The 24,661-nt window shown below is 59.4% G+C and carries 29 protein-coding genes; 26 read left to right on the top strand and 3 right to left on the bottom strand.

Features of this window, described 5'->3' with window-relative positions; translation table 11 throughout:
• Together KHO33_RS35910 and KHO33_RS35915 are read right to left on the bottom strand one after the other, a co-directional pair.
• Positions 1-492 (bottom strand): GNAT family N-acetyltransferase, encoded by a 492-nt coding sequence (locus tag KHO33_RS35910; RefSeq protein ID WP_200567479.1) that lies wholly within the window; start codon positions 490-492, stop codon positions 1-3.
• The gene (locus KHO33_RS35915) at positions 489-791 is read right to left on the bottom strand and encodes a type II toxin-antitoxin system TacA family antitoxin (RefSeq protein ID WP_200567478.1); all 303 of its coding nucleotides are present in this window, start codon (positions 789-791) and stop codon (positions 489-491) included. The genes KHO33_RS35910 and KHO33_RS35915 overlap by 4 nt, the downstream gene beginning before the upstream one ends.
• A gap of 741 nt (positions 792-1,532) precedes the next feature.
• On the opposite strand from KHO33_RS35915, the gene KHO33_RS35920 reads away from it, so the two are divergent.
• From KHO33_RS35920 to KHO33_RS35995, 16 genes are all read left to right on the top strand, one after another.
• Entirely contained in the window at positions 1,533-2,771 is a 1,239-nt protein-coding gene (locus tag KHO33_RS35920; protein ID WP_200567477.1) for a ParA family protein, read from the top strand.
• Positions 2,768-3,757, top strand: a complete 990-nt coding sequence (locus KHO33_RS35925) for a ParB/RepB/Spo0J family partition protein (RefSeq protein ID WP_200567476.1) — start codon at positions 2,768-2,770, stop codon at positions 3,755-3,757. Before KHO33_RS35920 ends, KHO33_RS35925 begins: the two co-directional genes overlap by 4 nt.
• 256 nt (positions 3,758-4,013) lie before the next feature.
• Complete coding sequence (locus tag KHO33_RS35930) at positions 4,014-5,237, top strand: Replication protein O (RefSeq protein ID WP_200567475.1); 1,224 nt, start codon at positions 4,014-4,016, stop codon at positions 5,235-5,237.
• Positions 5,238-5,292: 55 nt separating this feature from the next.
• The gene (locus KHO33_RS35935; protein WP_211629265.1) at positions 5,293-5,880 is read left to right on the top strand and encodes a hypothetical protein; all 588 of its coding nucleotides are present in this window, start codon (positions 5,293-5,295) and stop codon (positions 5,878-5,880) included.
• A gap of 357 nt (positions 5,881-6,237) precedes the next feature.
• Positions 6,238-6,405, top strand: a complete 168-nt coding sequence (locus KHO33_RS35940; protein ID WP_200567473.1) for a hypothetical protein — start codon at positions 6,238-6,240, stop codon at positions 6,403-6,405.
• Complete coding sequence (locus tag KHO33_RS35945; RefSeq protein ID WP_200567472.1) at positions 6,402-7,535, top strand: hypothetical protein; 1,134 nt, start codon at positions 6,402-6,404, stop codon at positions 7,533-7,535. Before KHO33_RS35940 ends, KHO33_RS35945 begins: the two co-directional genes overlap by 4 nt.
• Before the next feature lie 212 nt (positions 7,536-7,747).
• Positions 7,748-8,791, top strand: coding sequence for a tRNA 2-selenouridine(34) synthase MnmH (gene mnmH, locus KHO33_RS35950; protein ID WP_200567471.1), 1,044 nt, complete (start codon positions 7,748-7,750; stop codon positions 8,789-8,791).
• An 871-nt stretch (positions 8,792-9,662) separates the two neighbouring features.
• Entirely contained in the window at positions 9,663-10,337 is a 675-nt protein-coding gene (locus KHO33_RS35955; RefSeq protein ID WP_236074776.1) for an OmpW/AlkL family protein, read from the top strand.
• 271 nt (positions 10,338-10,608) lie between these two features.
• Positions 10,609-10,863: a hypothetical protein gene (locus tag KHO33_RS35960; RefSeq protein WP_200567469.1), complete on the top strand. Its 255-nt coding sequence runs from the start codon at positions 10,609-10,611 to the stop codon at positions 10,861-10,863.
• Between the two features lie 41 nt (positions 10,864-10,904).
• Entirely contained in the window at positions 10,905-11,633 is a 729-nt protein-coding gene (locus KHO33_RS35965) for a helix-turn-helix transcriptional regulator (RefSeq protein ID WP_200567468.1), read from the top strand.
• A gap of 100 nt (positions 11,634-11,733) precedes the next feature.
• Positions 11,734-12,594: a fatty acid desaturase gene (locus KHO33_RS35970; RefSeq protein WP_200567467.1), complete on the top strand. Its 861-nt coding sequence runs from the start codon at positions 11,734-11,736 to the stop codon at positions 12,592-12,594.
• A gap of 318 nt (positions 12,595-12,912) precedes the next feature.
• Positions 12,913-13,221, top strand: coding sequence for a hypothetical protein (locus tag KHO33_RS35975; RefSeq protein WP_200567466.1), 309 nt, complete (start codon positions 12,913-12,915; stop codon positions 13,219-13,221).
• 85 nt (positions 13,222-13,306) lie between these two features.
• Positions 13,307-13,951 (top strand): hypothetical protein, encoded by a 645-nt coding sequence (locus KHO33_RS35980; RefSeq protein WP_234480808.1) that lies wholly within the window; start codon positions 13,307-13,309, stop codon positions 13,949-13,951.
• Positions 13,952-14,035: 84 nt separating this feature from the next.
• Positions 14,036-14,257 (top strand): hypothetical protein, encoded by a 222-nt coding sequence (locus KHO33_RS35985; RefSeq protein ID WP_200567464.1) that lies wholly within the window; start codon positions 14,036-14,038, stop codon positions 14,255-14,257.
• Entirely contained in the window at positions 14,254-16,365 is a 2,112-nt protein-coding gene (locus KHO33_RS35990) for a DNA topoisomerase (RefSeq protein ID WP_200567463.1), read from the top strand. The genes KHO33_RS35985 and KHO33_RS35990 overlap by 4 nt, the downstream gene beginning before the upstream one ends.
• Positions 16,362-16,685, top strand: a complete 324-nt coding sequence (locus tag KHO33_RS35995; RefSeq protein ID WP_200567462.1) for a hypothetical protein — start codon at positions 16,362-16,364, stop codon at positions 16,683-16,685. The genes KHO33_RS35990 and KHO33_RS35995 overlap by 4 nt, the downstream gene beginning before the upstream one ends.
• A gap of 484 nt (positions 16,686-17,169) precedes the next feature.
• On the opposite strand, the gene KHO33_RS36000 is transcribed toward KHO33_RS35995, so the two are convergent.
• Complete coding sequence (locus tag KHO33_RS36000) at positions 17,170-17,787, bottom strand: hypothetical protein (protein ID WP_200567460.1); 618 nt, start codon at positions 17,785-17,787, stop codon at positions 17,170-17,172.
• Between the two features lie 15 nt (positions 17,788-17,802).
• On the opposite strand from KHO33_RS36000, the gene KHO33_RS36005 reads away from it, so the two are divergent.
• Genes KHO33_RS36005 through KHO33_RS42705 form a run of 10 tightly spaced genes read left to right on the top strand, consistent with a single transcriptional unit; the run spans position 17,803 to position 24,659 of the window.
• Positions 17,803-18,456 carry a lytic transglycosylase domain-containing protein gene (locus tag KHO33_RS36005; protein ID WP_328822822.1) on the top strand — a complete coding sequence of 218 codons (654 nt, stop codon included), beginning with the start codon at positions 17,803-17,805 and terminating at the stop codon, positions 18,454-18,456.
• Positions 18,457-18,482: 26 nt separating this feature from the next.
• Entirely contained in the window at positions 18,483-18,800 is a 318-nt protein-coding gene (locus KHO33_RS36010; protein ID WP_234480807.1) for a TrbC/VirB2 family protein, read from the top strand.
• Between the two features lie 8 nt (positions 18,801-18,808).
• A complete protein-coding gene (locus KHO33_RS36015; RefSeq protein WP_200567459.1) occupies positions 18,809-19,240 on the top strand; it encodes a VirB3 family type IV secretion system protein in 432 nt (143 codons plus the stop codon).
• Positions 19,233-19,619 carry a hypothetical protein gene (locus tag KHO33_RS36020; protein WP_200567458.1) on the top strand — a complete coding sequence of 129 codons (387 nt, stop codon included), beginning with the start codon at positions 19,233-19,235 and terminating at the stop codon, positions 19,617-19,619. The genes KHO33_RS36015 and KHO33_RS36020 overlap by 8 nt, the downstream gene beginning before the upstream one ends.
• Positions 19,619-22,108 carry a VirB4 family type IV secretion/conjugal transfer ATPase gene (locus KHO33_RS36025; RefSeq protein ID WP_234480806.1) on the top strand — a complete coding sequence of 830 codons (2,490 nt, stop codon included), beginning with the start codon at positions 19,619-19,621 and terminating at the stop codon, positions 22,106-22,108. The genes KHO33_RS36020 and KHO33_RS36025 overlap by 1 nt, the downstream gene beginning before the upstream one ends.
• A 34-nt stretch (positions 22,109-22,142) precedes the next feature.
• Positions 22,143-22,427, top strand: a complete 285-nt coding sequence (locus KHO33_RS36030; RefSeq protein ID WP_200567457.1) for a hypothetical protein — start codon at positions 22,143-22,145, stop codon at positions 22,425-22,427.
• Between the two features lie 32 nt (positions 22,428-22,459).
• Positions 22,460-23,137, top strand: coding sequence for a P-type DNA transfer protein VirB5 (gene virB5 / locus KHO33_RS36035; protein ID WP_200567456.1), 678 nt, complete (start codon positions 22,460-22,462; stop codon positions 23,135-23,137).
• 28 nt (positions 23,138-23,165) lie between these two features.
• Positions 23,166-24,104: a type IV secretion system protein gene (locus KHO33_RS36040; protein ID WP_200567455.1), complete on the top strand. Its 939-nt coding sequence runs from the start codon at positions 23,166-23,168 to the stop codon at positions 24,102-24,104.
• A 50-nt stretch (positions 24,105-24,154) separates the two neighbouring features.
• The gene (locus KHO33_RS36045) at positions 24,155-24,481 is read left to right on the top strand and encodes a hypothetical protein (RefSeq protein WP_200567454.1); all 327 of its coding nucleotides are present in this window, start codon (positions 24,155-24,157) and stop codon (positions 24,479-24,481) included.
• 55 nt (positions 24,482-24,536) lie between these two features.
• Positions 24,537-24,659 (top strand): hypothetical protein, encoded by a 123-nt coding sequence (locus tag KHO33_RS42705; RefSeq protein ID WP_267915728.1) that lies wholly within the window; start codon positions 24,537-24,539, stop codon positions 24,657-24,659.
• The last annotated feature ends 2 nt before the right edge of the window (positions 24,660-24,661 follow it).

The following is a 24,661-nucleotide window of genomic DNA, read 5'->3' on the forward strand; positions in this document are numbered from 1 at the left end:
TCAGAGCGCGGCCTTCAGATCGGCCAGCGTGATCATGAGCGTCATCGGATCGAGCGGCGACGGCTCGAAGCCAATCTGCGTGTAAAAGCGCCAGGCGTCCTCCGACAGCGCATGCGCAATCAGGCCGCGGATGCCAATCGTGTCGGCCGCCTGCAGGATGCGTTGTCCCGCATCGCGCAGCAACGCACGACCGATGCCCCTGCCCTGCAGCGAGCGGTCCACGGCGAGGCGGGCGAGCACCACGACGGGAACCGGGTCGGGCATGTTGCGCCGGAACCGGCCAGGCGCCTCATCCACGGCCACCGCGCCCGATGCGAGCGCATAGTAGGCCAGCACGCGTGCCCCATCACACACGACGAAGGTGCGGGAGGCGCCGCTCGCCTGGTTTTTCAGGGCACGGCGTCTGAGCCACTGGTCGAGGCTGTCGGCCCCGCACGTAAAGTCGTCGAGCGCATGCCGGGCCTCGAGCGGTTCGGGTACGCCCAGCGTCATGCGGCGTCGCCTGGGGCATCCCAGGGCGCGGCCGCCTGCATCGTGCGGCGCAGGCGCTCATTGGGCTGCGGCGGCGCATCAAGCCGCGCGAGAAAGGCCGCGTACGCCTCGGGGCGGGCACTCATGACGACCTGCTCGAGCAGCGCTTCCTCGGCTGCCGCGCGGGCCGCCTCGAGAATGAAATCGGTGCGGTTCTTGCCGCGGCTGGCCGCCGCGCGATCAATGAGCCCGCGCTCGTCGGGACGGATCCGCAGATTGAGCGTCTCGCGTTTGGCGGGTGGTGCATGGGTGGCGGACATGGGGAGCCTCGGGTCGGTCATGGACAGGAAAACCCATCATAGCACAAACGTAATGACATTGTCGTTACACGAGACGGCGGAATCCGGAGCATAGCGCGATTTTGGCCCAGAAAGCTCATTAAACGCAATGTTGCTAATACACATTAGCAACATTGGACCGGCACAAAAAAACGGCCCGCACCGCGCGGACCGCTGCGTCGCGGAGCAAAAACGGGCGGCCAGTTTTCCCGCCACCCCACCTCTGCTCCGTTTGTCGTCACGTGTCGCCAGCACGGACCACCTCTACATGATAGTCGCTGTTCCGCCGCCCTGCCGGGCCTGCCTGCCAATGCCAGGGCGCCGTATCCCTCCCGCAGCAAAGCTGCTCGCCTCGTCGCCAGCAAACACACCCTTCCTCTGCCTGCATGCGAGTGCTTCGTTCACGCGGCGTGCCTATCGAGGCTCCGGTCTCGATCTCATGCCATCAATTCGCATGACAAAAGCCGTGCACTGCCGCTGACCACGGGTGAAAAAGAGACGGTTCGCGTGGCGATTCTTCACCTAATTTCTCACGTTTTTCGCTGAGTCGCAGCAGCCGCGCGGCTTCCAGGCGATATATCCCTAGAAAAGTTAACTTGCAAAGCAGCGGTTTACTGCGTAGCCTTCCACAAATTAAACGCTCAGCGTGTTTTTTCTCGTTGAGCGTTCAGTGATACGTCTGGCGAGGAAAGTCCGCCGGTCTGTTAGCCATGGAGTCCACGGATGACTACTGCAAGTCGGATGCGCGCTGAAAAGCCGATCGTTTCCATACAACCGCAATTAAAGCACGCGCCGAAGCGTATGCCGCTGTCGTCCATTAAGACGATCGCAGATAACGCCAGCGGGATGCTTGTGGACGTTCGGGAGAGCATGCTCGCCCCGCATCCTCGGAAGAATCCGCCAGTGTTTACGACGGCTCAAGTCGGCGCTCTATGCCGGATAGACCGGCAGCGGGCGAACTATCTCGCTCGAGCAGAAAGCGAACTGCCACAAGGCACGCTCCATGGCAGTGGCCGAAGCAGAGAATTCACCTTGGCCGAAACGCGAGTATGGATCGACAAGGTCGCGCCGTTCACAAAACGCCCGCCGGGTGCGAAGGGTAAAAAAATTGCGATCGGCAACTTCAAAGGTGGCGTGAGCAAGACGACGACTGCGATGACACTCGCGCAAGGTCTATCGCTCTTCGGCCGACGTGTCCTCATGATTGATCTGGATCCGCAGGCGTCGCTCTCTGCGCTGAACGGAATACTGGCGGACAGCGAGGTCTCTGATGAGCAGACGATCCTTCCTCTGATCTACGGCGATACCGACAACCTTGACTATGCGATCCAGTCAACATACTGGGACGGAATTGATCTGATACCGGCAAGCGCGGCTCTCTTTGGCGCCGAATTCTTCCTGCCGTTCAAACAATCCAAAGACCCTGAGTTTCAGTTCTGGAACGTCATGAATAAAGGCATGGAGTCCCTAGTGGACAAGTACGACGTGATCATAATTGACACGCCCCCTGCCCTGTCCTACATGACAATCAACGCGTTCATGGCGGCCGACGGCTTAATTGTCCCGACTCCGCCGAGTGCACTGGACTACGCTTCGTCAACCCAGTTCTGGAGCCTGCTGTCTGACCTCTCTGAAAGCATGAAGCAGGTCGCCCCCAGTCTCGACAAGAGTTTCGACTTCATCCACGTCTTGCTGGCTAAGGTCGATCACAGTCAGGCCGCGACCCACATTGTCCGGGAATGGATCAACAAGACATATGAGGGTCTCGTGCTGCCGATTGAAATTCCAACTACGACCGTGACGCAAAGCGCCGCGGCGGAGTTCGGTACGGTCTATGACATCTCGAAGTATGAAGGCAGCTTGAAGACCTACCAGCGTGCGCGCGAAGCATACGATCGATTGGCGGAGATTATCGATCAGCAACTCGTCGCCCTCTGGCTTGCAGAGACGGAGGCTTCGTGAGTATCAAGGACAGATTAGCCGCCAAGTCGGCCATGATCGGCTCGACCCCTAAGACCACCAAGCCGGTTGAGGAAGGACCGACGCGACCGAAGACTGCGCCGGGGCAGTTGATGTCGTCACTCCCGTTTCTTGCAGAAAAAGAGCGCGAGCTGCGAGAGATGGTTCAGGAGAACGAGACGCTGCGTGAGCAGCTTAAAAACGGCACGGCAACAGAAGTCTCTCTAGATGAGCTTCACGAAGTTCCCGGCCGCAGGCGCAAGCTGACAGCCGAACAATATGCCGAGCTGAAGGAAAACCTGCGGCGCAACCCGTTGGTTCAGGCGGTCACCGTCCGCAAGCGTGCCGACGGCTATGAAATAGTCTCAGGACACAACCGCGTGGCGATCTATAGGGAACTCGGTCGCGACCGCATTCCGACTGTTTTCCTGCAAGGAGCTGACGACTACGTTACCGAGGCCAGCGCGCTCTACGCAAATCTGTTCCAGCCAGATCTGACGGACTTTGAGAAATACCTCGGGTTCAAGAAGTTGCTTGAACAAACCGGCAAGACACAAAAGGAGCTTGCCAGTGACTCCGGAGCCGATGAGAAATCGGTGTCACGATGGATGTCGTTCGGCGACCTTCCTGAGGGTGCGCTCAAAATCATCGAGGCATCTCCCTCTTGTATCGGGGGCACGGCGGCAATGGCATTAGCCGCGATTGCCCGCGAGGGGAAAATGGACGCGGTGGTTAGCGCCGTTAAGGCGATTGCTGAGGGTACGGCAACGCAAGAGGCGGGGGTCCGCATGGCGAAGGAAAGCAAGACTGCCACACCCAAGCCTGTCCGGCCCACGCCCGTCACCATCCGCCAAGGGAAGAGTGTTTATTGCAAAGTGATTGGTGCCAAGCAAACGCTTCGGATCGATTTCCAGTCGGAGGATGCTCGGATCGCGGCGGAACAGGCGATTCACGCTGTTCTTGCTGACTTTGCCACACCAAAAGAGTGATCTCAACTTGAGATCACTGAAAAATCAATGACTTATCAGTTTTGCTTGCGAGGCGCAGCGATGAATTAATTCCGCCAGAAAGACAAAAGCCTTCGGCTGGAACCGAAGGCTTTTGAATATTGGGCTTGCTGTCGCTCGCCCTACTGCTGCACTTCCCCGACGCCAATCGGGCAAGCAAGAGACATCTCGAAGTGTAGCGGAACGCGGACGGCAGTCAAGCGTGTGCCATCCATTTTTTAGAAATGGACGTGTAGACATGCTTATCGCGCAACACTTCGTTGCTGGCGAGGGTGACATTCGCCCTCAACCGGCAGATCAGGCTGATGCCGGCGCCCTCGCGGACTTCACCTGCGACACCACGAACCTGCCGTGGATCATCTTCCGTGCTGCGCATCGCGCCGCGCACCTGTCCGGCGTTCCCGCTCGTGCCCGCGCCCTGCTCTCGGCGCTCGCCCGCACGGTCGACGCGCATCGTCCCTACGCCGCGATTTACGCCCGTCGAGAACTGCTGACCGGCCGCGCCATGCAATCCATGCGCACTTTCTATCGCAGCCTTGACGACCTCGAAACTGGCGGCCTGATCGTTCGTCCGCCACAAAAGCGATATGGCGAGGCCGGGCTCTTTGGTCGCGCCTACCTGCACCTCACCGAAAAGGCAGCCCAGCTGCTCGGTCTTGTCGAGGCACAGCCCACGGTCGTCAGCGAGGACCCGGCACCCGGAGAGCAGGAGACCGAGGACGCAGCAGCCGTTTCCTTGATGCAACCGTCTGCCAGCGTGGCAGACGGAGCTATATATAAGGATCTTTTCCCTGCCTCTCAAAAGAGACAACCGGGCCAACTCCCTGCGGACCTCCAGCGTCTGCTGTCCCTGGGATTTCATGAATTCCTGATCTTCAAACTCATGCGCGAGGCACGCCAGCACCACAAGCTGCTTTCGGATGTGGTCGACGTCGCGTGGGAACACCTGAAAAAGGCCCAGCGTCCTATCAACTACCTGCGTGCCCTGCTTCGCTCAACCGCCGATTTTGCCTGGCAGGCACGCAGCAAACGGCAAGCCGCCACAGAACGCCATCAGGCCGAGCAGGAAGCGCTCCGGGTCGCGGCCGTGGTTCTGCGCAACGCCGGCGGGATTTTCTTCGACCGCGATACCTCCCGACGTATCTGCATGGCGAGCGACGCAACCACGCTGATCGTCCACGAGTGCGGGGAGCACGCACCACGCGTCAGTCCCGGAAACTGGCAGGCCGATTTTGTGGTCGCGCTCGAAAACGGTCACCTCGTTCCTGGCACGCCAGAGCTCGACGCGGCATTCGAAAGCAAGCGGCTGCAGGGCAGGGAGTTGGAGTCATCCGCACCACGTCTCCAGCCCGTCCACGCGAGGCCGCGGGTCCTCACCGGGGAGGCAGATGAACGGCTCGCGCAGATGAAGCAGATCCTGCGCGTGGCCGTAGCTGGTCGTCTGCATATGGCCGCTGCGTGAGAGGCCGTCGTTTCCCTTTTCTGCATGGCTGCTACGCCATTTCCGCGCGAATGGTTTGCGTCAGGCGCCCGGTATCATGGCGGCTCCGCCGTCACCCGCCAATCCGCTCATGAAAAAACTCGAAATTGCAGACTTCGTTATCCGGCTGCTTACGCTGGCGTCGCTGATCGCTGGCGGCCTGTGGGTCTATTACCAGTATGAAATCGGGGGGGCCACCGCGTGGCAGACCAACCTCACGCTCGAAACCCAGACATTGCCGTATCACGACGACCTGCGCCTGCTGGTCGTGCATGTTAAGTCGAAGAACCCCCGCAGCGTCGAGTTCGATCTGGTCAAGAAAGAGGGTGACTCATTCACGCTTCGCGTGCGGAAGATTGCCTGCGACGCCAAAGGCAACACCGTCATCGATCCGGACAAGGGTGACGTACTGGTTCCGGACATCGACCTCCTGGCAAAGACAGGGGGGGAATACGACTTCGCGCCGAACGCCGAAATGGACGACATGAGGATCGTCGTCGTGCCGGCCGGCACAGTCGTAGCGCTGACAGCTGACATGGAAATGAACAACGGCACGCTCGATGAGCACGGCAAGCCGGACACCGACTTCATCTCCGCATCGACGGTCGTTCACATTGAACGCTAGCGCAACCAGAGAGCAATGCATTTCCGTCGACGAATCCAGAAAAAGCGACAAGTAGTACTAAAGACTGTATTGGGCATCATTTCGCTTTTGCCGCAGTGAGGCCTGCGCTATACTATATTTGTTCCTGAAACAACGGGAACCGGGTTTGACAGCCTGGAAAGCAAAAGGCGGACAACCGCCGACCGGCGGTATTTTTTCGTCCGTTTGCCTTCGCGCGCCTTCAATGGGTGGGCCATGGCGGGGAAGCCTTCGGGCTTGCCGGTTTCCTTTTGCGCCGGTCTGTCAACCCTGTCATGTGCCCGCCCACCCATTTGACAGTGGGGAGCGGGATTCAAACCGCAAAAGGAGGCATGCGCCATGCGCCAGATCCTCGCTCGTCCTGAGCAATCGCAGTCCCTGCAAAAGATCATTCATGACGCCCTGCGTGGCGCCGCCCACGCGTCGACACCTAACGGCGCGATCGATGTCCTCGGCGATGCCTTGACCCGACTCGCTGAAATCGCCCACGAACGGGGGCTTCAATGAACGCCTCCGTGCCCACATGGGCGCACGTACGCTCTTTTCAGGTTCCCTCCGCAGCATTTGCCGCTGTCGCCACATGCACATCAGCATGTGTCAGCGTCATCGCGGCATGGGAACGGGGCGGCCAGCTTCTGGAGCGCTTGGTGTGGGTCGGTATCGGACTGGTTGTACTACTGGCCGCGCACCTGATGCCCGCGCTTTCCCGCGGCGCTCCAGCCGCTATCCGCAGCTTCGCGATTTTTCTCTGGGCTGTATCGATGATCGCCACAGCATATGGTCACGCGATCTTCTTCATCTCCGCCCAGCAGCATGCGGGGGAGCTTCGTGCTTCGGCGATTCTCTCATCCGTTCCCGCGAGCGGGCCGCCACCCTCCAGCACCCGCAGCCTGACCACGGTCGCCAGGGAGCGCGCGCGGGTGATACAGGAGATCGAAACCGCGAAGCTCCGCAAGTGTTCCGGCACCTGCGCAGGTGCGAGTGCCATCCGGGCTTCCCTCAAGGCTCGGGTGGATGCGCTCGACATCGAAATGGACGAATTACGCCGGCAGCAACGGGATGACGATCGTTCTGAAAATGCTCAGGAGCACCAGGCGACGAAGCGTGATGCCGCTACAGCCGATCCTGTGACGAGCCGCCTCGCCCAGATGTTCCGGACCAGCACGCCGCGCGTCGATCTCATCGTCGGACTCGGGTTCGGTGGGTTGCTTGAAAGTCTTGCCTGTGCCGGCTGGCTTCTCGCATTGCCCCGTATTAGCCATGCAACTCAAAAAGTAGTCGGGAGTAACGGCGCCGTGGAGATCGGTAACAGCGCGCAGACGCAATCGCCGACGGCGCTCATGCCCAGTTTGGAAGACGGGCCGGCGGATAGCGATCTCTCCCAGACGCGTAACGATGCAGTAACGACCCGTAATTGCGGTACGCTTCGCGCGAGTGAACCCGTCGCCGAACGTACTGAGGTCGCAACAGGCTGTGACAGTAGGGATCTCGCACGACTCGCTGCGGAAGTGGCCGCCGGTCGTGCGCGGGCTACCGTGTCTGATATCCGGAAGCATTTCAGATGCTCCCAGCAGCGGGCAATGGTGCTGCGCAGACAGTTCAGCGCGGCTATGCTCGAATTCACCAGAGCCGGTTGATTGATCTCCAGCATCGGGCGTCGGCAGCGTAGGGCAGTTAACTGCCCTTTCTTCATCCGTGTAAACTTCGCCGTTGGCGGCCACCGTAGTTGACGCCGTATAGGCAAAGCTGGCGGCTGCCGGCCAGCCGCACGTGGACGTATCGTGCCGTCGTGTGCACGACCGCGCCACTATCTGTAGCGGTGTTAGCCCGGTTTCTATTTGGACAATCTATGTACGAGCCTGACTCTCTGAGAGCCTTCGATCTCATCATTGATGCGCGGAGCCCGCGCGAATTTGCCCAGGATCACCTCCCCGGCGCGATCAACCTTCCGGTCGTCTTTGACGAGGAATATGCGGAGGTGGGGACCACACACCGCACTGATCCGATGCTGGCATACCAGATAGGTGTCAGGTACGCGCTCAGGAATATCGCTCACCATCTGGAACTTCCATTTTTCGGGACAACCCGTAGGGCCGCCATCCTGGTCTACTGCTTTCGCGGCGGGAAACGCAGCAAGCTATGGATGGACGCGCTGGAAACCATCGGTTACAAGGTGCAGCGGTTGCCGGCTGGCTGGAAAGGTTATCGAACCTGGGTGCGTCAGTCCCTCGACGACATTCCAGCACGGTTGCAACTCAATGTCCTGTCAGGTCCAACGGGTTGCGGAAAAACCCGACTGCTCCACGCATTGCGAGAGGGCGGAGCTCAGATTCTCGATCTGGAAGCCCTCGCCTCACATCGCGGCTCAGTCATCGGCGCGATACCCGGACAGCCGCAGCCAAGTCAAAAATTATTCGACAGCTTACTGTTAGAAGCGATCAACAATCTTGATGTCTCACAGCCGGTATGGATCGAGAACGAAAGCAAGCGAATAGGCCGCGTTCAGCTACCTACTGCGCTTTTCCAGGCGATGCACCGCAGCCATCTTTTTACGGTACAAACGCCGATGCCTGAGCGCGTGTTGATGTGGCATCGGGAGTATCCTCACTTCGCAAAAGACCCCGTTGGCTTAGTTACGCAGCTAGGCTACCTGAAGGCGCTTGTTGGTGGGACAACGCTGCAGAAATGGGTCTCAATGGCTGAACATGGAGAAATCGACGCCTTGTTCGAAAGCATCATGATCGACCACTACGATCCAGCGTATCTGCGCTCGACGCATAAGAATTATTCGGCCGCGGGACTCTGCACCCAGATTCGGCTCGACACGTTAAACCCGCACAACCTCATTGACATCGCGAGATGTCTTATCGCGGCAAGCAGCGGCGCCGGATAGTCTCGAATCGGCTTCAAAATCGCCGTTCAGGCTCATCTGCCGTTGGACAACGCTGTTCAAGTGGAGCGTTCCGAGCGAAATGACGCAGTCGCACACTGCGTTCACGATCCATGGTGGTCCCAAGTACCCGACTATTGCTCCCTTGAAAACTGTCTTGAACATTTGATTGCTCTATCCGGCTATCCTATCAATCCGCTTTGCGTAAGGCTGCTATGGGCATAGGCTCGGGCTCCTGCACCATTGGATAGCGCGCCAAAAAAATTTAGGGCATGGCAGTCATTTTCGGATTTATCTGATTGTTATCGGCTCGTTGTCAAACTATCTTGAGATTTTTCGAAATCGGTCTTCTGGGCGGCCTCCGAATATTCATTTTCCATGTCCAAGGTTGAAACCACCGGCTTTCAGCCGGTCAGCTTTAGCTGCGAAAATAGGTCGCATGGTTGACGGGAGAGGTGGCGGAGCGGCTGGTGCGGCAAACGTGTGAGGCTACCGCGTAACCGCTGAACAGTTACGAAGTAGTCAGGAAGCACCAGTAGGGAGAGCCGTAGAAGATGAAGATCGAAACATGCCTCACAGACATTCAGTTGAATACATCAAGCCCCGTTCTGGACGTTCTCAGCACTCCGCCACTCCCCACGTCGCCGGCATGTACGAAAATCAGGCAGAAGTCCTAACGCCGCGAGAAACAACAATTCAGCCCTCGCCTGCATTGAGACCTATCAGCGGACGGTTACGAGCTGGAGTCCAGCGCAATTGCCGCGCTGACCGTCGCACTAAGATGCCGAAAAAAAATGCTGCGTTAGTTGTGTGTGTCTTAACCGGCCTTTGCCATTGGCACGGAGCACGAGCGCAAAGTGCTGGCGACACCGTCGTGACTGTTGGTGGCGCCTGGTTGAATCTCGCGAACTCATCGTCCACCCCCTTTGAGAGTCGATCCGCATTCGGGGATTTCACTTCTGTGGGGACAAAGGCCGAGGTCCATGACGGTTTGACCGCTGAGTTGCTGGCAACCCATCTTTTCACGGACAACATCGCGTTCGAAGCCGCGATGGGCGCTCCTCCTACACTCAATGCGTATGCGCAAGGCACGATTGCTCCATTGGGCGAAAACGGACCACAGCTTCCGCTGGGCAACTTGCAACCGCTGGCGAGTACGCATGCGTGGCCAGCAACTGCACTGATTAAATACTATTTTCGCGTCGCGCGGTCTCGCGTGCGCCCTTTTTTAGGGCTGGGGCTGAATTACACCTGGTATTCAAACATCCATCTCAACCCGGCGTTTTCCCAAGCAGCGGAAGCTTTTGCCGGGCCGGGGGGAGCAGTGAAAGCGTCGCTTAGTTCGTCGTGGAATCCCGTCGTCACAGCGGGCCTGTCGTACGAATTCTCTGACCGATGGTATGCGACGGCATCACTAACCTATTTCCCGCTCAGGACAACGGCCACCATCCAATCTGTTGCCGCGAATGGGGCGACGACGCTAGCTAATAAAACACGCATTACGATCGATCCGATCACTGTTTTCGCGGGTATTGGATACCGCTTCTGATTGTTGCACCCGTTACCTGCCATGCATAAACAAACACCATTTTTTATTCAATGTCCTCGTTGTCGCATTCCAATGGATGACGGCTGGGAAATCTTGCCGGAAGGGGAAGCGCATGCTCTAACGTGTCCCGCATGTCGCGTTGCGTTCTCCGCATTTATCACCGAGTGTCTTCGGTGTGGTGCCGACGACGTCATTACCAGTCTCGGGGAAGTCGATCCTGGTCTGCATTCATGCAGCTCTTGTGGGGCCCCTTACCGCCACGGAGATGTTGATGACGAAGCACATAATTTATGAGCGTGAGATTCCGCTGGATGACGAGAGACTCGGGCTTCGCCTCTACCGGGGAAAGGTTGGCCTCCTGCTGGAGCGCTATCTGGTGCAGGGGGATCAACTCTCACTGGTTCAAGTGCTGCCCGTTTCGTCGCGAGAAGAATTGCAGCGCTTCGTCCTTTCTGATCCACATCGCCAGGAACTAGCCGTTTTGTACGATGAGGTTTTGAAGCGATCGGGTTTCGCGTTGGCCTAAATCGTCTGGATTGCCGGGTGCAGCTACCAAGGGGAAAAGCCGTGAGTGAAACAACACTGGAAAAACGCTTTCAGGACATCATCGCTGCGACGGATGAATCAGAACTCGTACCGTGTATTAGGGATGTTATCGAGGGTCTGGGCGGGCAATGGTTCGTGTTTGTCTCTCTTCATCCAAGTGATCAATCCGATGAGCGAGCATCCCACCGGTTTTTGATCGGTTGCAAGCCGGAGTGGTGTCAGCTGTACAACGCCAACAAGTGGTATGTAACAGACCCGTGTCTTGATTACGCCCGCACCAATACCTCTCCGATTCTTGGTACCGACTTGAAATTGCGTACCGCAGGTCAGCGAGAAATGCTCGCTGTAGCTGCGGAAAACGGCTTTCGCAGTGGTTACATCATTCCTGTGCACGCCAGCGAAAGGGGGCGAATCGGCGTTCTATACGTGGGTTCAGATGAAGATCCGCGCGTGGGTGGGCCAAAGATGAGCCGAAATAGGCCACTATTTTTAGGCTTGGCTCTTGAACTCCTGAACTGGTCGTCTCGTTCTCTGAGGAAGGAGATCCTTTCCAAGTATCAAATAACGGAGGACGAAGTGAAGCTGGCGGAGTACGTCCGTTCTGGCTTTACCGCTAACGATATCGCGAAGGAGCTTGGACGGTCAGCTGCAACAGTGTATAGCCACTTCAGAAAGTTCAATGAAAAGATCGGTGTAACGCACATCACTGCTGCAGTGAAGTTTGCCGAAGAGCATGACCTGTTTTCATAAGGTTAGAGATGGCTTTTGGTTGGCATTGCTTGTGCCACCGGCAGCGGCAATATCATTTCTGAATCATCATCCGTGGGCGTTCGTTGTTTCGATCGGTGCCATGATGCCGATCATAGATGAGGTGATCGGTCCGGAGCAGGGTGCCTCTAGCCAAAATGGTAAGCAAACCGGAGCAACCAGAGTCACAATTCCGCATTGGTTTCTAATTGGATGGCTTGGGGCCATACTGATGGCGCTCGGCGTAGCGCGTCACGCGAGTGTGGTCGAGTTAATTGGGCTCGCGTTCGGCTGTGGCATTCTGAGCGCGATGGCTATGGCGCACATCCACGAAATCATGCACCGTGGAAGTTTTGTCTCCCGTACGCTTTCGGAGTTCGCGTTTGTGATCGTGGGTTATCCTCACTATCGACTTGCACATCGGCTACATCACGCGAACGTAGGAAATCCGAGGTTCGGCTCGACGGCGGCTATAGGTCAATCGGTATGGCATCACGTGCCGCGATCGTTCATGGCGTCCCTCAAAGCGACGGTCGAACACGACGCCGCGTGGACCCGCGTACTTCGCGGCTATTTCGCCGTAAGCATGTTATTGGCGATCGCATTCCGGTTTGGGTCATGGCGGAGCCTTTTGTTTTGCCTCGGTTACGGTTTGATCAGTGTGTTTCTTGTCGAGGCTGTTGGTTATCTTCAGCATTATGGGTTGGATGGTGGCGTAGCAATTGACAGCGGACATGCCGCTTGGGATGTCCACTTTTGGCTATCGAATCGGCTGCTGTCGAACAATGGGCTTCATGCGCACCATCATCACGAACAAACTCAGACATACGAGAGATTGTCCGCGATGGGGCAAGCACTGCCTGGCGGATACCTTCACATGCTTTGGTTTGCGTTGGTGCCCAGACTATGGTTTTCGACAATGGATCGCCGCGTTCGAATGCGACTCGAAAGTGTCGACAAGTGATCTACGGTCGACAGATTGCGTCCACATACATTGCTACTTGTCAATATCAAACAGGTGATGCTATCTGCTAGTCAAGTCCCGGGTACGCTGTGGTCTTGATTGGCGTTCGCGTACAAGAGAACTTTGCTGTAGGACGAAAGCGGCGTTGTTCCTTGGACTTGGCGCGAGCACCGAAAAACGCTTTTTGATATCAAAATCAATTTTTTGATTTCAAGAAAATAATATTGGTGTATGATTCAATCAATTTCTCTCCGAAACATCCCTTGCGAGGCTGACTCGCGTGGAAAATACGCGCTGTTCGAACAGCCCGAGGGGACTATGTACTTTACGTTCAGGGAATTGGCTGCTGTGGCGCTTACAGGCGGAACTAACTACTTCGTGGATCTCCGCAAGGAAGCGGGGAAGTGGTTGATCGAAGTGTCGGTTCTTGATGCCGGGAAGAAGGTGCAGCAGAAATATTTGGTTCAAACCAATCGCGGTAAAACAAAGACGTGGAAGTATCTTGATGACGCGCTGGCTTTCGTCAATGAGTATTGTGCAAATTGTCAAAATTTGAGCATTGCCGTTGACGGGAAAGTCTGGAAGTTGCGTTCGGAAGAACGCGAGGCGGGCACGCAGCAGTCGTAGAGACGAGTAGTGAAGCGGTTGATGCCGGTGCTGGTAACACCGACACCAACCTGACCATGATGTAGAACCGTTGAGAGATCAAGGCATGGCTGACGCTATTATAAGCGGGAAACCGCTTGCTTTTCGCGTGCGTGCAATGCGCCGCACGAACGCGCTCTTTCTGGCTTGCGTAGCGGGGGCTACCGCGTTGCAATCTCCTGTCGTGCGTGCTGACGACTGGGGCTGCACGGTATTGCTCTGTCTGGCGGACCCACGCGGCCCCGAGGCCGAAAGCGCCTGCGTTCCTCCGATCGAACAGCTGTGGACGGCCCTGCGCCACGGCGATCCATTCCCCACCTGTGATTTCAACAGCAGCCTGAACGACCTGCCGGCCGACCTGCGCAATGCGATTCCCGCAAGTGCACTGGACAACCTCGGTAGCGGCTCGGGCGCTGCAAACACACCTGCCAGCGCCGGCTATTGCCGTGAAGACCTGCTGCACTGGGGCGGCCCGGAACAGAGCGAACTGCTTTGCAATGCCAGCGGCGCCATCAACGTGACCATCGACGGCACGCTATTCACGCGCGTGTGGTGGGACGCCGGTGGTCAGGGTGCGAGCATCAGCGAGTACTACGGCACGCCACTGGCGGGCGTGCCGGTTGCCGCTCCCTACGACCCTGCCCAGGCCGCGCAGCAGTTCATGCAACTGCAGAACGCGAACCAGTCCGGCAATGGTGGTGGCAACCACTGAGACCGGATGGACTTTCAATCCCGGCCAGAAGTAGTCAGCCCGTAGCGGCGTAACCCCGGTTCGAAACAGGAAGCAGCTTTTGCCATGTATCTGACAGACGACGAGCGTCAAGCACTCCTAAGCGCATCAGTCAATCGTGCAGAATCACTTGACCAGATTCTGAAGCGGATTCGTCGGACCAACCCGGACGCGTTCCATACCGACGAGACGCTTTCAAGCCGCGTGTTCTATGACGAACCAATGGGTAGTGAGCCGTGCAGGGGCTTCGTGCGCTATTCCCATACCAGAAAGGTCCGCCTGACATGAGCCGTCTTTTCATCTCTGAAAAACCCAGCCTGGCCGAAGCGGTCGCCAGGTTCCTGCCAGGCACCGTCCGCAAAGAGGGTGCCGTTACGTACGTCGGGGAAGACGCGTTCGTCCCGCTTGCGGGTCATGCGCTCGCGCAGGCGATGCCTGACGCATATCTGCCTGACGACGTGCCGCTCAACAAGAACGGGAAGAAGGTCTGGCGCGAGCAGGATCTGCCGGTTGTACCTGCCACATGGATCATGGAACCGGAAGAGCGACTGCAGCGCAACCTGTCGGCCATCGAAAAGCTCCTGAAGACGGTCGATGAAGTGGTGCACCTGGGCGACCCGGAGCCGGAAGGGCAGTTGATTGTCGACGAGGTACTGAACTTCTATGGCAACCGCAAGCCCGTCATCCGCCTGCTGGTGAATGACTACAACGAGACCAAGGTACGTCAGGCGCTGGCGAGCATGCGCAGTAATGATGAACCCGAGTTCCGTGCCTGGTACCGGTGGGCCTATGCGCAGTCGCACTACAACTGGTTGTTCGGCCTGAACCTTACGCGGGCAGCGACATTGCGTGCCCGGGCACTGGGCTACGACGGCGCGCTGACCGTTGGCAGCGTGCAGACGCCGGCGCTCAAGATCGTCTATGACCGTGATCGTGCGATCGAGACATTCAGGCAGATCCCGTATTTCACGATGACCGCTCGCATCGAGCACGCGAATGGTCCGTTTGTTGCAACCTGGAAGGCGGGTGAGGAACAGGCCGGTCTCGATGAGGCGAAGCGCCTTGTTGACGGGGCCGTGGCGCAAGCGCTTGCGCAGCGTCTGGCAGGTCAGGCCGCGACGATCGCCGACTTCGACAAGGCTGAGCGCAAGGAAGGTGCGCCGTTGCCGATGTCGCTCAATGAGCTGACGGTGGCGGCCTGTACGAAATTCGGCTGCACCGGCGCCGAAGTGCTCGAAGCGGCACAGGTGCTGTACGCCCTACCGCTGCAGCTGACGACCTATCCGCGTACTGAAGTGCGCCACCTGTCCGAAGCGCAACATGCTGATGCACCGGAGATTCTGGCGGCGCTGGCGAAAAACCTGCCTGCGATGCAGACGGTGATCGATGGCGCGGATCCGTCCGTAAAGTCGGCGGCATTCAACGATAAGAAAGTCGATGGCACGAGCCATCACGGCATCGTACCGACCGTCGCGGTGCGTGACCTGTCCGGTCTCACGCCATTGCAACGCAATGTCTACGACATGATCGTGCGCAGCTATCTTGCGCAGTTCTACCCGTCGGCGGTCTTCATGCAGACGAAGATCGAGGTGCACGTCGATGGTGAGCGCTTCACTGCGAGTGGCAAGACGCCGGTGTCGCCGGGCTGGCGTGAAGTCTATGCGCCCGTTGATGCCGGCTCGTCTGCTGCGACAACGGGTGAGGATGCCGAAGGCAAGCAGCAGCTGCCGGTCATGACCAAAGGCGACACGGCGAACTGCGCCACGTGTGATCTGCAGAGCCGGGAGACGAAGGCTCCCGAGCGCTTCGATGAATCCTCACTCCTCGAGGCGATGATCGACCTTCATAAGTACACGACCGATCCAGCCGCAAAGGCGCGTCTCAAGGAAGGGAAGGGGATCGGCACGAGTGCTACGCGCGCAGGAATCATCGCGGAGCTGCGCGAGCGCGGCTTTCTCGAACCGGTGAAGGGCACGAAAAGCAGGTTCATGGTCAGCCGCAGTGGCCGCGGCCTGCTCGATGCGCTGCCCGATCCGGTCAAGAACCCGACGATGGCGGGCATGTTCAAGATCGCACTCGACGGTGTTGCTGCGGGCGAAGTCACCTACGAACAGTTCATCGATCGCAGCGTCGCGTTCATCACGAAGGTGATCGAGCAGCTTCGTACTGCGAAGATGAATCTGCCGGTTGCTTCAACTGTGCAGTGTCCGAAATGCAGGACCGGTCAGCTGCGCCGTCTCAAGGGCGAGAAGGGCGCGTTCTGGGGCTGCTCGAACTATCAGGCCGAGCCGAAGTGCGCGGCGTCATTTCCCGACCAGGATGGCAAGCCGGACTTTCAGGCGAAGCCGAAGGCGAAGGGCAAGGGGTTCGGTTTCAAGAAAGCGGGGGCAGCGTGATTGACGTCTTTGGAATCAAGGCAAGGCGTCAGTTGGCCTCGGTCGTGAATGTGGTCGCATTCAGCCAACGCGGGATCCATAAGCGCATCGACGAGAACCGCGAACTGCTGGATCTGCTTCAGCGAGCGGTACCAGATCTGCTGCGCCGCGCCTGGTGGATTGAGGGATGGCTGGCCAGTCAGGATGAATTCCTGACCGATCTCGCGATCGCAACAGAGCTCGGGTTGCCCCATCGTGATCCCACAATCCATCCGCGCGAGGCCTATCCGCGCCCGTGGCCCGGTCGACTGACAGACAGCGAGAAGAAGGAGCCCGTGTGATGGCCAGGCATCCGGAAGACGTCAGGACGCGAGATCTGTTTGATCTGCTGGAGACCGGCCATCCCGGCGGCGGGATGTCGGTCAGTTCGCACGCGGCGCTGGATGCGCTGCAGCGTGTCCGGCGCTTTCGTAGCAGCCGGAAGCTGTTTCCTGTCGTCCCTGCTGATGGGATCTGTGAAGTGTGCGCCACGAGGCATGACGGGAAATGTGGGGAGCGCAAATGACATTCATCAGGTCAAGGCTGAAAAAGCGTTCGCCGATGAACCGTACCTGTCGAGCCGATTTTGGATTGTCGATGCTGGCGTGGATTGGTTTCCTGGTCGTGTTTGAACTGAGCATCCTGGTGTTGATAGGTGGTGGCGCGTCGGCGTTCGCGGATTTCCGCGAACGCCAGCTCACCATCGATATTTTGGCCGGCGTTGTTGGGCTCTCTGTGTCGGTTGTGCTGTTAGGGGAATCGGGTCACGCATTCGACCGCCTCGTGCTAGTGGGCGGACATGCTGTTCGCTGGTTTCGCTGCTGCCAGACGCTTGTCGTTGCATTGAACGTCATCGGCATCAGCCTGTACTGGGGCCGGATTGGCGCGTTGCTGGAGGGGCTGGACCGGTTGCTCATGTACATGCTTTAGGAGCGCCATGAAGTAGGCCCCGCTGCCGATGGCAAAAGCGATGGCCATCATGACGTGTATGAACGGATCCGCTCGCCGGTATCGACGCTGGAGGTTCCACGACCGAAGGAACAGGCCGATCACGAGAAATACCACGCCAGAAAGGAAGCTGATGCCCGCCAAACCACCATATTTCAGAACGTCGTGTCTGGGGTCGGTTTTTAGCAGATCGACCGTGATGGCGAGGCCGCCTCCGAGGATGAATAGAAGGGTTGACGTGAGGTACTGCTCGAAAGCAACGGCCGTTGCCGGGTCGCTGGTATTGGTCTCGCCGACATGCTTGTTGGGGACGGTTGCATTGTCTGCCGGACCGGCAAGGTTTTTCCCGGGTACTTGCGACGACGCTGGTTTGGGCTGGTTTTGCATCACAGATTGCCTGCCTGTGCAGGCCGCAGTGGAAGAAACGGATTTTGACATGAATGGTTTTGTGGTCATCGAGGAGGGCGGTTCGTGCTGATCGACTTCAACACGCTCGCGCAGCAGTGCGCACCGGGTGTGCATCCGGTGACGCTGCAGGCGGTCGTGCGGACCGAATCCGGCTTCAACCCGTACGCGATCGGCGTGGTCGGAGGCCGCCTCGAACATCAGCCACGCAACCGTGATGAGGCGGTGGCGACCGCGCGTGCACTGGAGGCGTCCGGCTGGAATTACAGCATGGGCCTGAGCCAGGTGAACCGCTCGAATCTGGTCCGCTACGGACTCGATACCACGTCGGTGTTTGATCCGTGCGCGAACCTGCGCGCGGGGGCCGCGATCCTCTCGGACTGCTATGCGCGCGCTTCTGCTCGCACCGGCGCTGGCCAGGCTGCGTTGCAGGCGGCATTCAGCTGCTACTACAGCGGCAATTTCCAGCGCGGTTTCCAGCGAGACGGCAACGGCACGAGCTACGTTCAGCGTGTCGTGGCGAACACCGCGTTTCCAGTTTCTGCGGTGGGCAACGCGTCAGCGCAACCGGTTCCGGTTGTGCCTGACGTGTCACCTAGTCGTAAAAGCGCGCGTCCGTCGCCGGCGCGCGATGCAGCGGTGTTGCCGCAAGGCTCTCTTTCGGCAACACCGGACCACGAACCAGTCCATGCGGGCTGGGACACCTTTGGCGACTTCTAATCCATCTGAACCCCATGAGGATATTCATGAAATCGAGCTTCAAACGCTTCAAACAATCTGTTCTGCTGCGCACGCTTTTCGCTGGCGCAGGAATCGCGCTGGCGACGTGCAACGCAAACGCCAGTGGGCTGGACTCGGCCACGACGGCGATCACCAGCTTCCAGACGTGGTTCTACGCGGCCGCCGGGATTCTCGCCGTCTGCTACCTGCTGTGGGTGGGCCTGCAGTGCTGGAGCAACAAGGCCGACTGGGTGCATGACTTTGGTGGCGCGATCGCCAAGGTCGCGGCGGTCGGGGGCGTGATCGTGCTCGCGCCGTGGGCCTGGACGTTGTTCACCAGCTGAGCGTGGGTATGAGCGAGGAAAAAACACTGTACTCCGCGTACGCCGGCCTTGGGCGTACCGCGATGATCTGGGGCATCCCGCTGCTCGCGGCGCTCGGCGTGTTCGCCGCATCGGTGATGGCGGCGCTGCTGGGTGCTGCGGTGCTGGGCCCAGGCGGGCTGCTGTTCGCGGTGCCGGGTGTGCCGGTGCTGGTGTTCTTCAAGGAGATTTGCGCAAACGACGATCAGGCATTGCGCATCCTGGGGCTAGAGGTGCTGTGTTTTCTCGCTCGCGCCAATGCGGGTCTGTTCGGCCGGACCTGCACCTTCGCGCCGATGAAATACGGTCGCACCCTCAAAGGCTACATGAATGCGCTGGAGCGTCCGCAGTCGATGGTGCTTTTCGAACAGTTCCTGGCGCGCCTGCACGTCCAGCAAGAGGAGGGGTCCGCTCATGGGTAAGCGCAATCCCGACAGGCGCAATAGGCGCAATCCGCTGGGTAATGGCATCGCGGTGATGCCGCTGCAGACGGTTTCGAAGGGTCCGTTCTACTTCAATTTCCACGCCTCGCGCCTCAAGGAAGACAGTATGGGGGAAAAGGTCGCGGGCCACACCCTGTTTCTGGGCTCGACGGGGACCGGCAAGACGGTTTACGGCTTGCAGGACCTGATGTCGCCGATCGGCCGGCCGGTATCGGAGCGCGTCACGAGCTTCGAGGATGGCCGCTCGATGCTCACCATCCGCGTGAACGGGATGGCGTTCGAATCGGTGAGCCGCAGCGAGATCGAAAACAACTTCGATGCTCTGAACCAACAGAAGCCCACACCGGGAGGCCAGTAATGTATCTGTTCGATTTTCTGAAGCGAGGCATCCACCATTCGTTCGTCGACGACGGCACGGCGAGGTGGGTCAGCAAGGTGATGAAGCGGCAGGGCGCCGTGCAGGACCTGATGCCGCCGATCGGCCGACCGGTATCGGAGCGCGTCACGAGCTTCGAGGATGGCCGCTCGATGCTGACGATCCGCGTGAACGGGATGGCGTTCGAATCGGTGAGCCGCAGCGAAATCGAAAACAACTTCGATTCGCTGAACCGGCTGTTTGCCGCCCTGGCGATGGACAAGGGCAACAGGCTTGCGCTTTGGACAACTTTCCAGCGCCGGCGCGTGTCGTTTGCGGAGCGGTATCAGTTTGCTTCCGCCTTCATGCAGCGCTTCAGCGCGAAATACCTCGAGCCCTTTCGCAAGGACGACTATTTCGAGAATACGTTCTATGTGTCGGCCGTCCTGAAAGCCGACGATCTGGCCGAGGGCGTGGGCGAGCTCGAGGAGCTGGGCAACACCCTGCTCAGGACGCTGCAGGCCTACGATCCGGAAGTGCTGACCACGTTCGAGCGCGACGGCGTGCTGTTTTCGCAGCCGTACCAGTTCGTGAGCGAGCTGGTCAACGGGACCGATGACCCCGTTGCGGTGACGCATGGGACCGGCCGGACGCTGATTCCCTCGTCGTGGCTGCATTTTCACTATGACACGGTGGAGATCCGTTCTGACCACGCGACGCGCTTTGCGAGCTGCTACGACCTGAAGGATTTTCCGAAGTCGGGGTGGGGCCAGCTCAATCCGCTGCTCACGCTGCCGGTGGAATTCACGCTGACGCAGTCGTTCGGTTGCATGGGCAACCATGAGGCGGTGAAGGCGATCGGGGACCAGGTCAACAAGCTGACGTCGGTGGGCGACAAGGCCGAACACCAGGTGAGGGAGCTGGGCGAGGCGCAGGGCCTCATCACCGGGCGCGAGCTGGCGTTCGGCGACTATCACGGTGCGCTGGTCGTCTATGGCGATACCGCCGAGCAGGCGATCAGCAACGGCACCTTTGTGACCAGCCGGGCACTGAACCTGTGCGGGTTCGGCTGGATCAAGGCAACCCTGTCGGCGCCCATGACCTACATGAGCCAGGTGCCGGGCCATGCACGCAAGCCGCGGCCGATGCCGAAGTCCACCCGCAACCTCGCGTCGTCGTTTTCGATGCACAACTACCTGGCCGGCAAGGCGAGAGGCAATCCGCTCGGTGACGGCTCAGCGGTGATGCCGCTGCGGACGATTTCAAAGGGCCTGTTCAACTTCAATTTCCACGCCTCGCGACTCGAGGAGGACAGCACGGGAGAAAAGGTCGCCGGCCACACGCTGTTTCTGGGCTCGACCGGCGTCGGCAAGACGACCCTGCAGCTCGCCCTGATCGGTTTTCTGGAGCGTTTCAATCCGAAGATCTTCGCTCTCGATCTGGACCGCGGCATGCAGATCTTCATCGAGAGTTCGGGCGGCCTGTATTACTCGCTCAGAGCGGGCGAACCCACCGGACTTGCGCCGTTCGGGCTGCCCGATACGCCGAAAAACCGGGAGTTTCTGGTCGACCTGGTCGGCGCCTGTGGTCGCGACGTTGACGGCACGCTGTCGGCCTCCGACGAGAAGAAGATCAAGGACGCGGTGGACACGGTGTATCAGATCGAGCGTGTCGAGGACCGGCGGTTCAGCCGGTTGCTGGAGTCGATTCCGTACACCGGCGAAAACTCTCTGGCCGCACGTCTGGCGAAATGGTGCCATTCGGAAGGCGGCCGGTTTGCATGGGTGCTCGATAACGCCCCCGACGCGATGGTCGACGTCACGAAAGCGCGACGGGTTGGCTTTGACGTGACGGATTTCCTGAAGGCGGACTATCCGCCGACGGAGCCCGTGCTCGCGTACCTGCTTCATCTGAAGGACCTGATGCAGGCCCGTGGCGGGTTGCTGGCCACCATCGTCGAGGAGTTCTGGCTGGCAGCGACGTACCCGACGACGCAGAAGATGATGCTGAAGGTCCTGAAGACGGGGCGCAAGGCGGACGAGTTCATGATCCTCGTTTCCCAGTCGCCGGAAGATGCAATCAACTGCCCGGTGTTTGCCGCGATCCGGGACCAGACCGCCACGAAAATCTATCTGCCTAACCCGGACGCGTCGATTGAAAGCTACCGGCCTCTGAACCTCACGGATCGTGAGTTCAGGGAGCTGAAGGCGTTGTCGAAGCAGTCGCGCACGTTCCTCATCAAGCAGAGCAACCAGTCGGCGTTCGCCATGATGGACCTGTCGAAGGAAGCATCGGGCGGCATCGATTTCTCCGACGAGATCGCGGTGCTCTCGGGCAGTCTCGACAACGTGGCGATCTGGGAAGAGACGCGGGCCGAATGCGGGGACGATCTGGAGCTGCGCATGAAGCGGTTCCAGGAGCGCCGCCAAGGGAAAAAGAGCAGGGCCGCCCGGCAGCCGGAAGCGTCGGATGCGCCGGCGGCGGTGGCATGACGCTGCACAGTGAACATCTGAGAGGAGCTTTGCAATGAAGCAGGTCAGGAAATTTTCGCAGGGCGCGGCGACCGTGTCATCGATAGCGCTGGTACTCGCGCTGTCGTTCGTGTCGGGCGCCGCGCGGGCGCAGGGCATTCCGATGGATGGATATGACCCGCCCGCTCTCCAGCAGCTCGCGCAGCAGGTGAAGGCCCTGCAGCAGCAGGGCGGTACGGCCATTGGGCCGGATACCCAGCTGCAAGTGCCGGCCGATGGCCAGTTACCGCAGCCGCCGCCGGCCTCACCTGGGACGCAACCGCAGCAGGCCAATCAATAACGCCGGCAGAACCCTTCTCAAGGAGTCGATTGATGAAACAGCAAACCACAGCCAGGATTGGCCCGGCACGCGCGCTTTGTGTGGCGCTCGCCATCGCCGCATCCTGCGTCTGCGCGCCGGCGCGTGCGCAGGGCATTCCGGTGATTGACGTGAGCACGCTGGCGCAGGCGGTGCTCACGGTGCAGAACATGGTTCAGGCGGTCACGACGCTGCAGCAGCAATACCAGACCATGTCGGCGCAATACACGGCGTTGACGGGCAACCGTGGGCTGGGGCAGATCCTCAATAACCCGTCGCTGACGAGCTACCTGCCCAGTTCGTGGCAATCGATCTACCAGCAGGTCAAAAACGGCCAGCTCTCGGGCATCAGCGGCGCGGCGCAGCAGATCGAGAGCGATGAGGGCATGACGGCCAACACGCCGGGCCAGCAGCGCTACAACGATACGGTTTCGGCCAACAAGGCGATGACCATGCAGGCGTATTCGGGGATGCTCTCGCGGCTGCAGAACATCCAGAACCTGATGCAGCAGTCGGACCTGACGCAGGACCCGGCTTCGAAGGCGGATCTGCAGAACCGCCTGCAGTCCGAGAACGCGATGATCCAGAACGAGCAGACGCGCCTTGCCCTGATGGGCCGGCTGCAGGACATCGAGGAAAAGCTCGCGCAGCGCCAGGCTGAGCAGGACGTTCACAACCAGATGGCGCAGTGACGCGCACGCGAAGCCGTTGGAGGCAAACATGACAATCCAGATCTTTACGCCGATGTTCGACTCGTTCGACCAGAGCGTGCTGGGCACGATCAACACGGGATCAGCGAACCTCATTTCGCTGATCAGCCCGCTGGCGGCTGCCGGCTTCAGCGTCTATGTGCTGCTGGTGACGCTGTCGTACTGGCGCGGCAGTAACGACCAGCCGATCGTGGACTTCTTCCTGCGGATGGTGGGGTGGGCGGCCGTGTTAACTGCGGGAATGAACATCGGCTACTACAGTGAATACGTGGTGCCGTTCTTTAACGGTGTTGGCGACGACATTGCGCAGGCGCTGACGGGGAGCGCATCGTCGGCCACCGCACTCGACACGCTGCTAAACACGTATCTCAATGCGATCCTGAACCTTTGGCAGGGCGTCACGCTATCACTGGGTAGCATTGGCCTCATGCTCGAGGCGGCCGCACTGACGTTCTGTACGATCCTGGCGGCCGTTCCGTTTCTGGGAATCGCAGCGGCCTACATCATTCTCGCGAAGTTTGCGCTGGGCCTGCTGCTCGCGCTGGGACCAATGTTTGTGGTGGCAGCGCTTTTTCCGGCGACGCGGAAGTTCTTCGATGCGTGGGTGGGGCAGTGCCTCAACTATGCATTCCTGACGGCGCTGTTTGCCGCCGCCGGCGCGATCGAAGTGAACTTCGCAACGGGCATTCTGCCGTCGGCGTTCACGCCGGATCAGCTTGTTCTGACCTGGACCCTGGAATTCAAGATCCTGTCGATGGGTATTGTGTTCCTGTTCGTCTCGCTGAATCTGCCGTCGCTTGCGTCGTCGCTGGCGGGTGGCGTTGGCATCTCGTCGATGGTTGGCAAGGTCAGTGGCGCCGCCGGGATGGCTGCTGCAGCGTTCGCCCTGATGAAAGGTCGACGTGGCGGTGGCGGTCAGGCACCGGGCGGCAGCATGAGCGGGGCGTAACGCCACTCGGGTGAGGCAGTCTGAAATATCCCTATATCAAAGGAAATCTGATGATGAAAATGAACCGGCTGGTACAGGCAATCTGTCTTTCGCTCCTGCTTGCAGCGTGCGGGCAGCACAAAGATGGCGATGCCTTCGTGGGGACCTGGAAGAAGGTAAGCGGGCAGGGCATGGGCGTGGTGATCGAACGCAATGGCGACGGGTATCTCGTCAAGCAGGACATACCGCTTCCCCCGGGCGTCCTGTCATTTCCGGCGACTGTGAAGGGCGGCGCCTTTCAGATCCAGACTGGTCTGGGTCCAGAGAACTGGGCCATCGATGTGAAAACAGGCCATCTGGTTCTACCGGGCGAAGTGCTGGAGCGGGTGAGTAAATAACGCGGAACAGAGGCGCGCCGGATGGCGCGTCTTCCTGCCAGAAGGAGAATCTAGGATGAAGCTGATTATTGTCGTGTACAGCCTGTCGCTGCTGGCTGCGTGTACGGCACCGAAGCCGCCGCAGCCCAGTGGCGACTGGATGCCGGTGAATCACACGCTTGCAAAGTCGGGGACGTGAAA

It is taken from the genome of Paraburkholderia nemoris (assembly GCF_905221015.1).
In the GTDB taxonomy this organism is placed as follows: Bacteria; Pseudomonadota; Gammaproteobacteria; order Burkholderiales; family Burkholderiaceae; genus Paraburkholderia; species Paraburkholderia nemoris.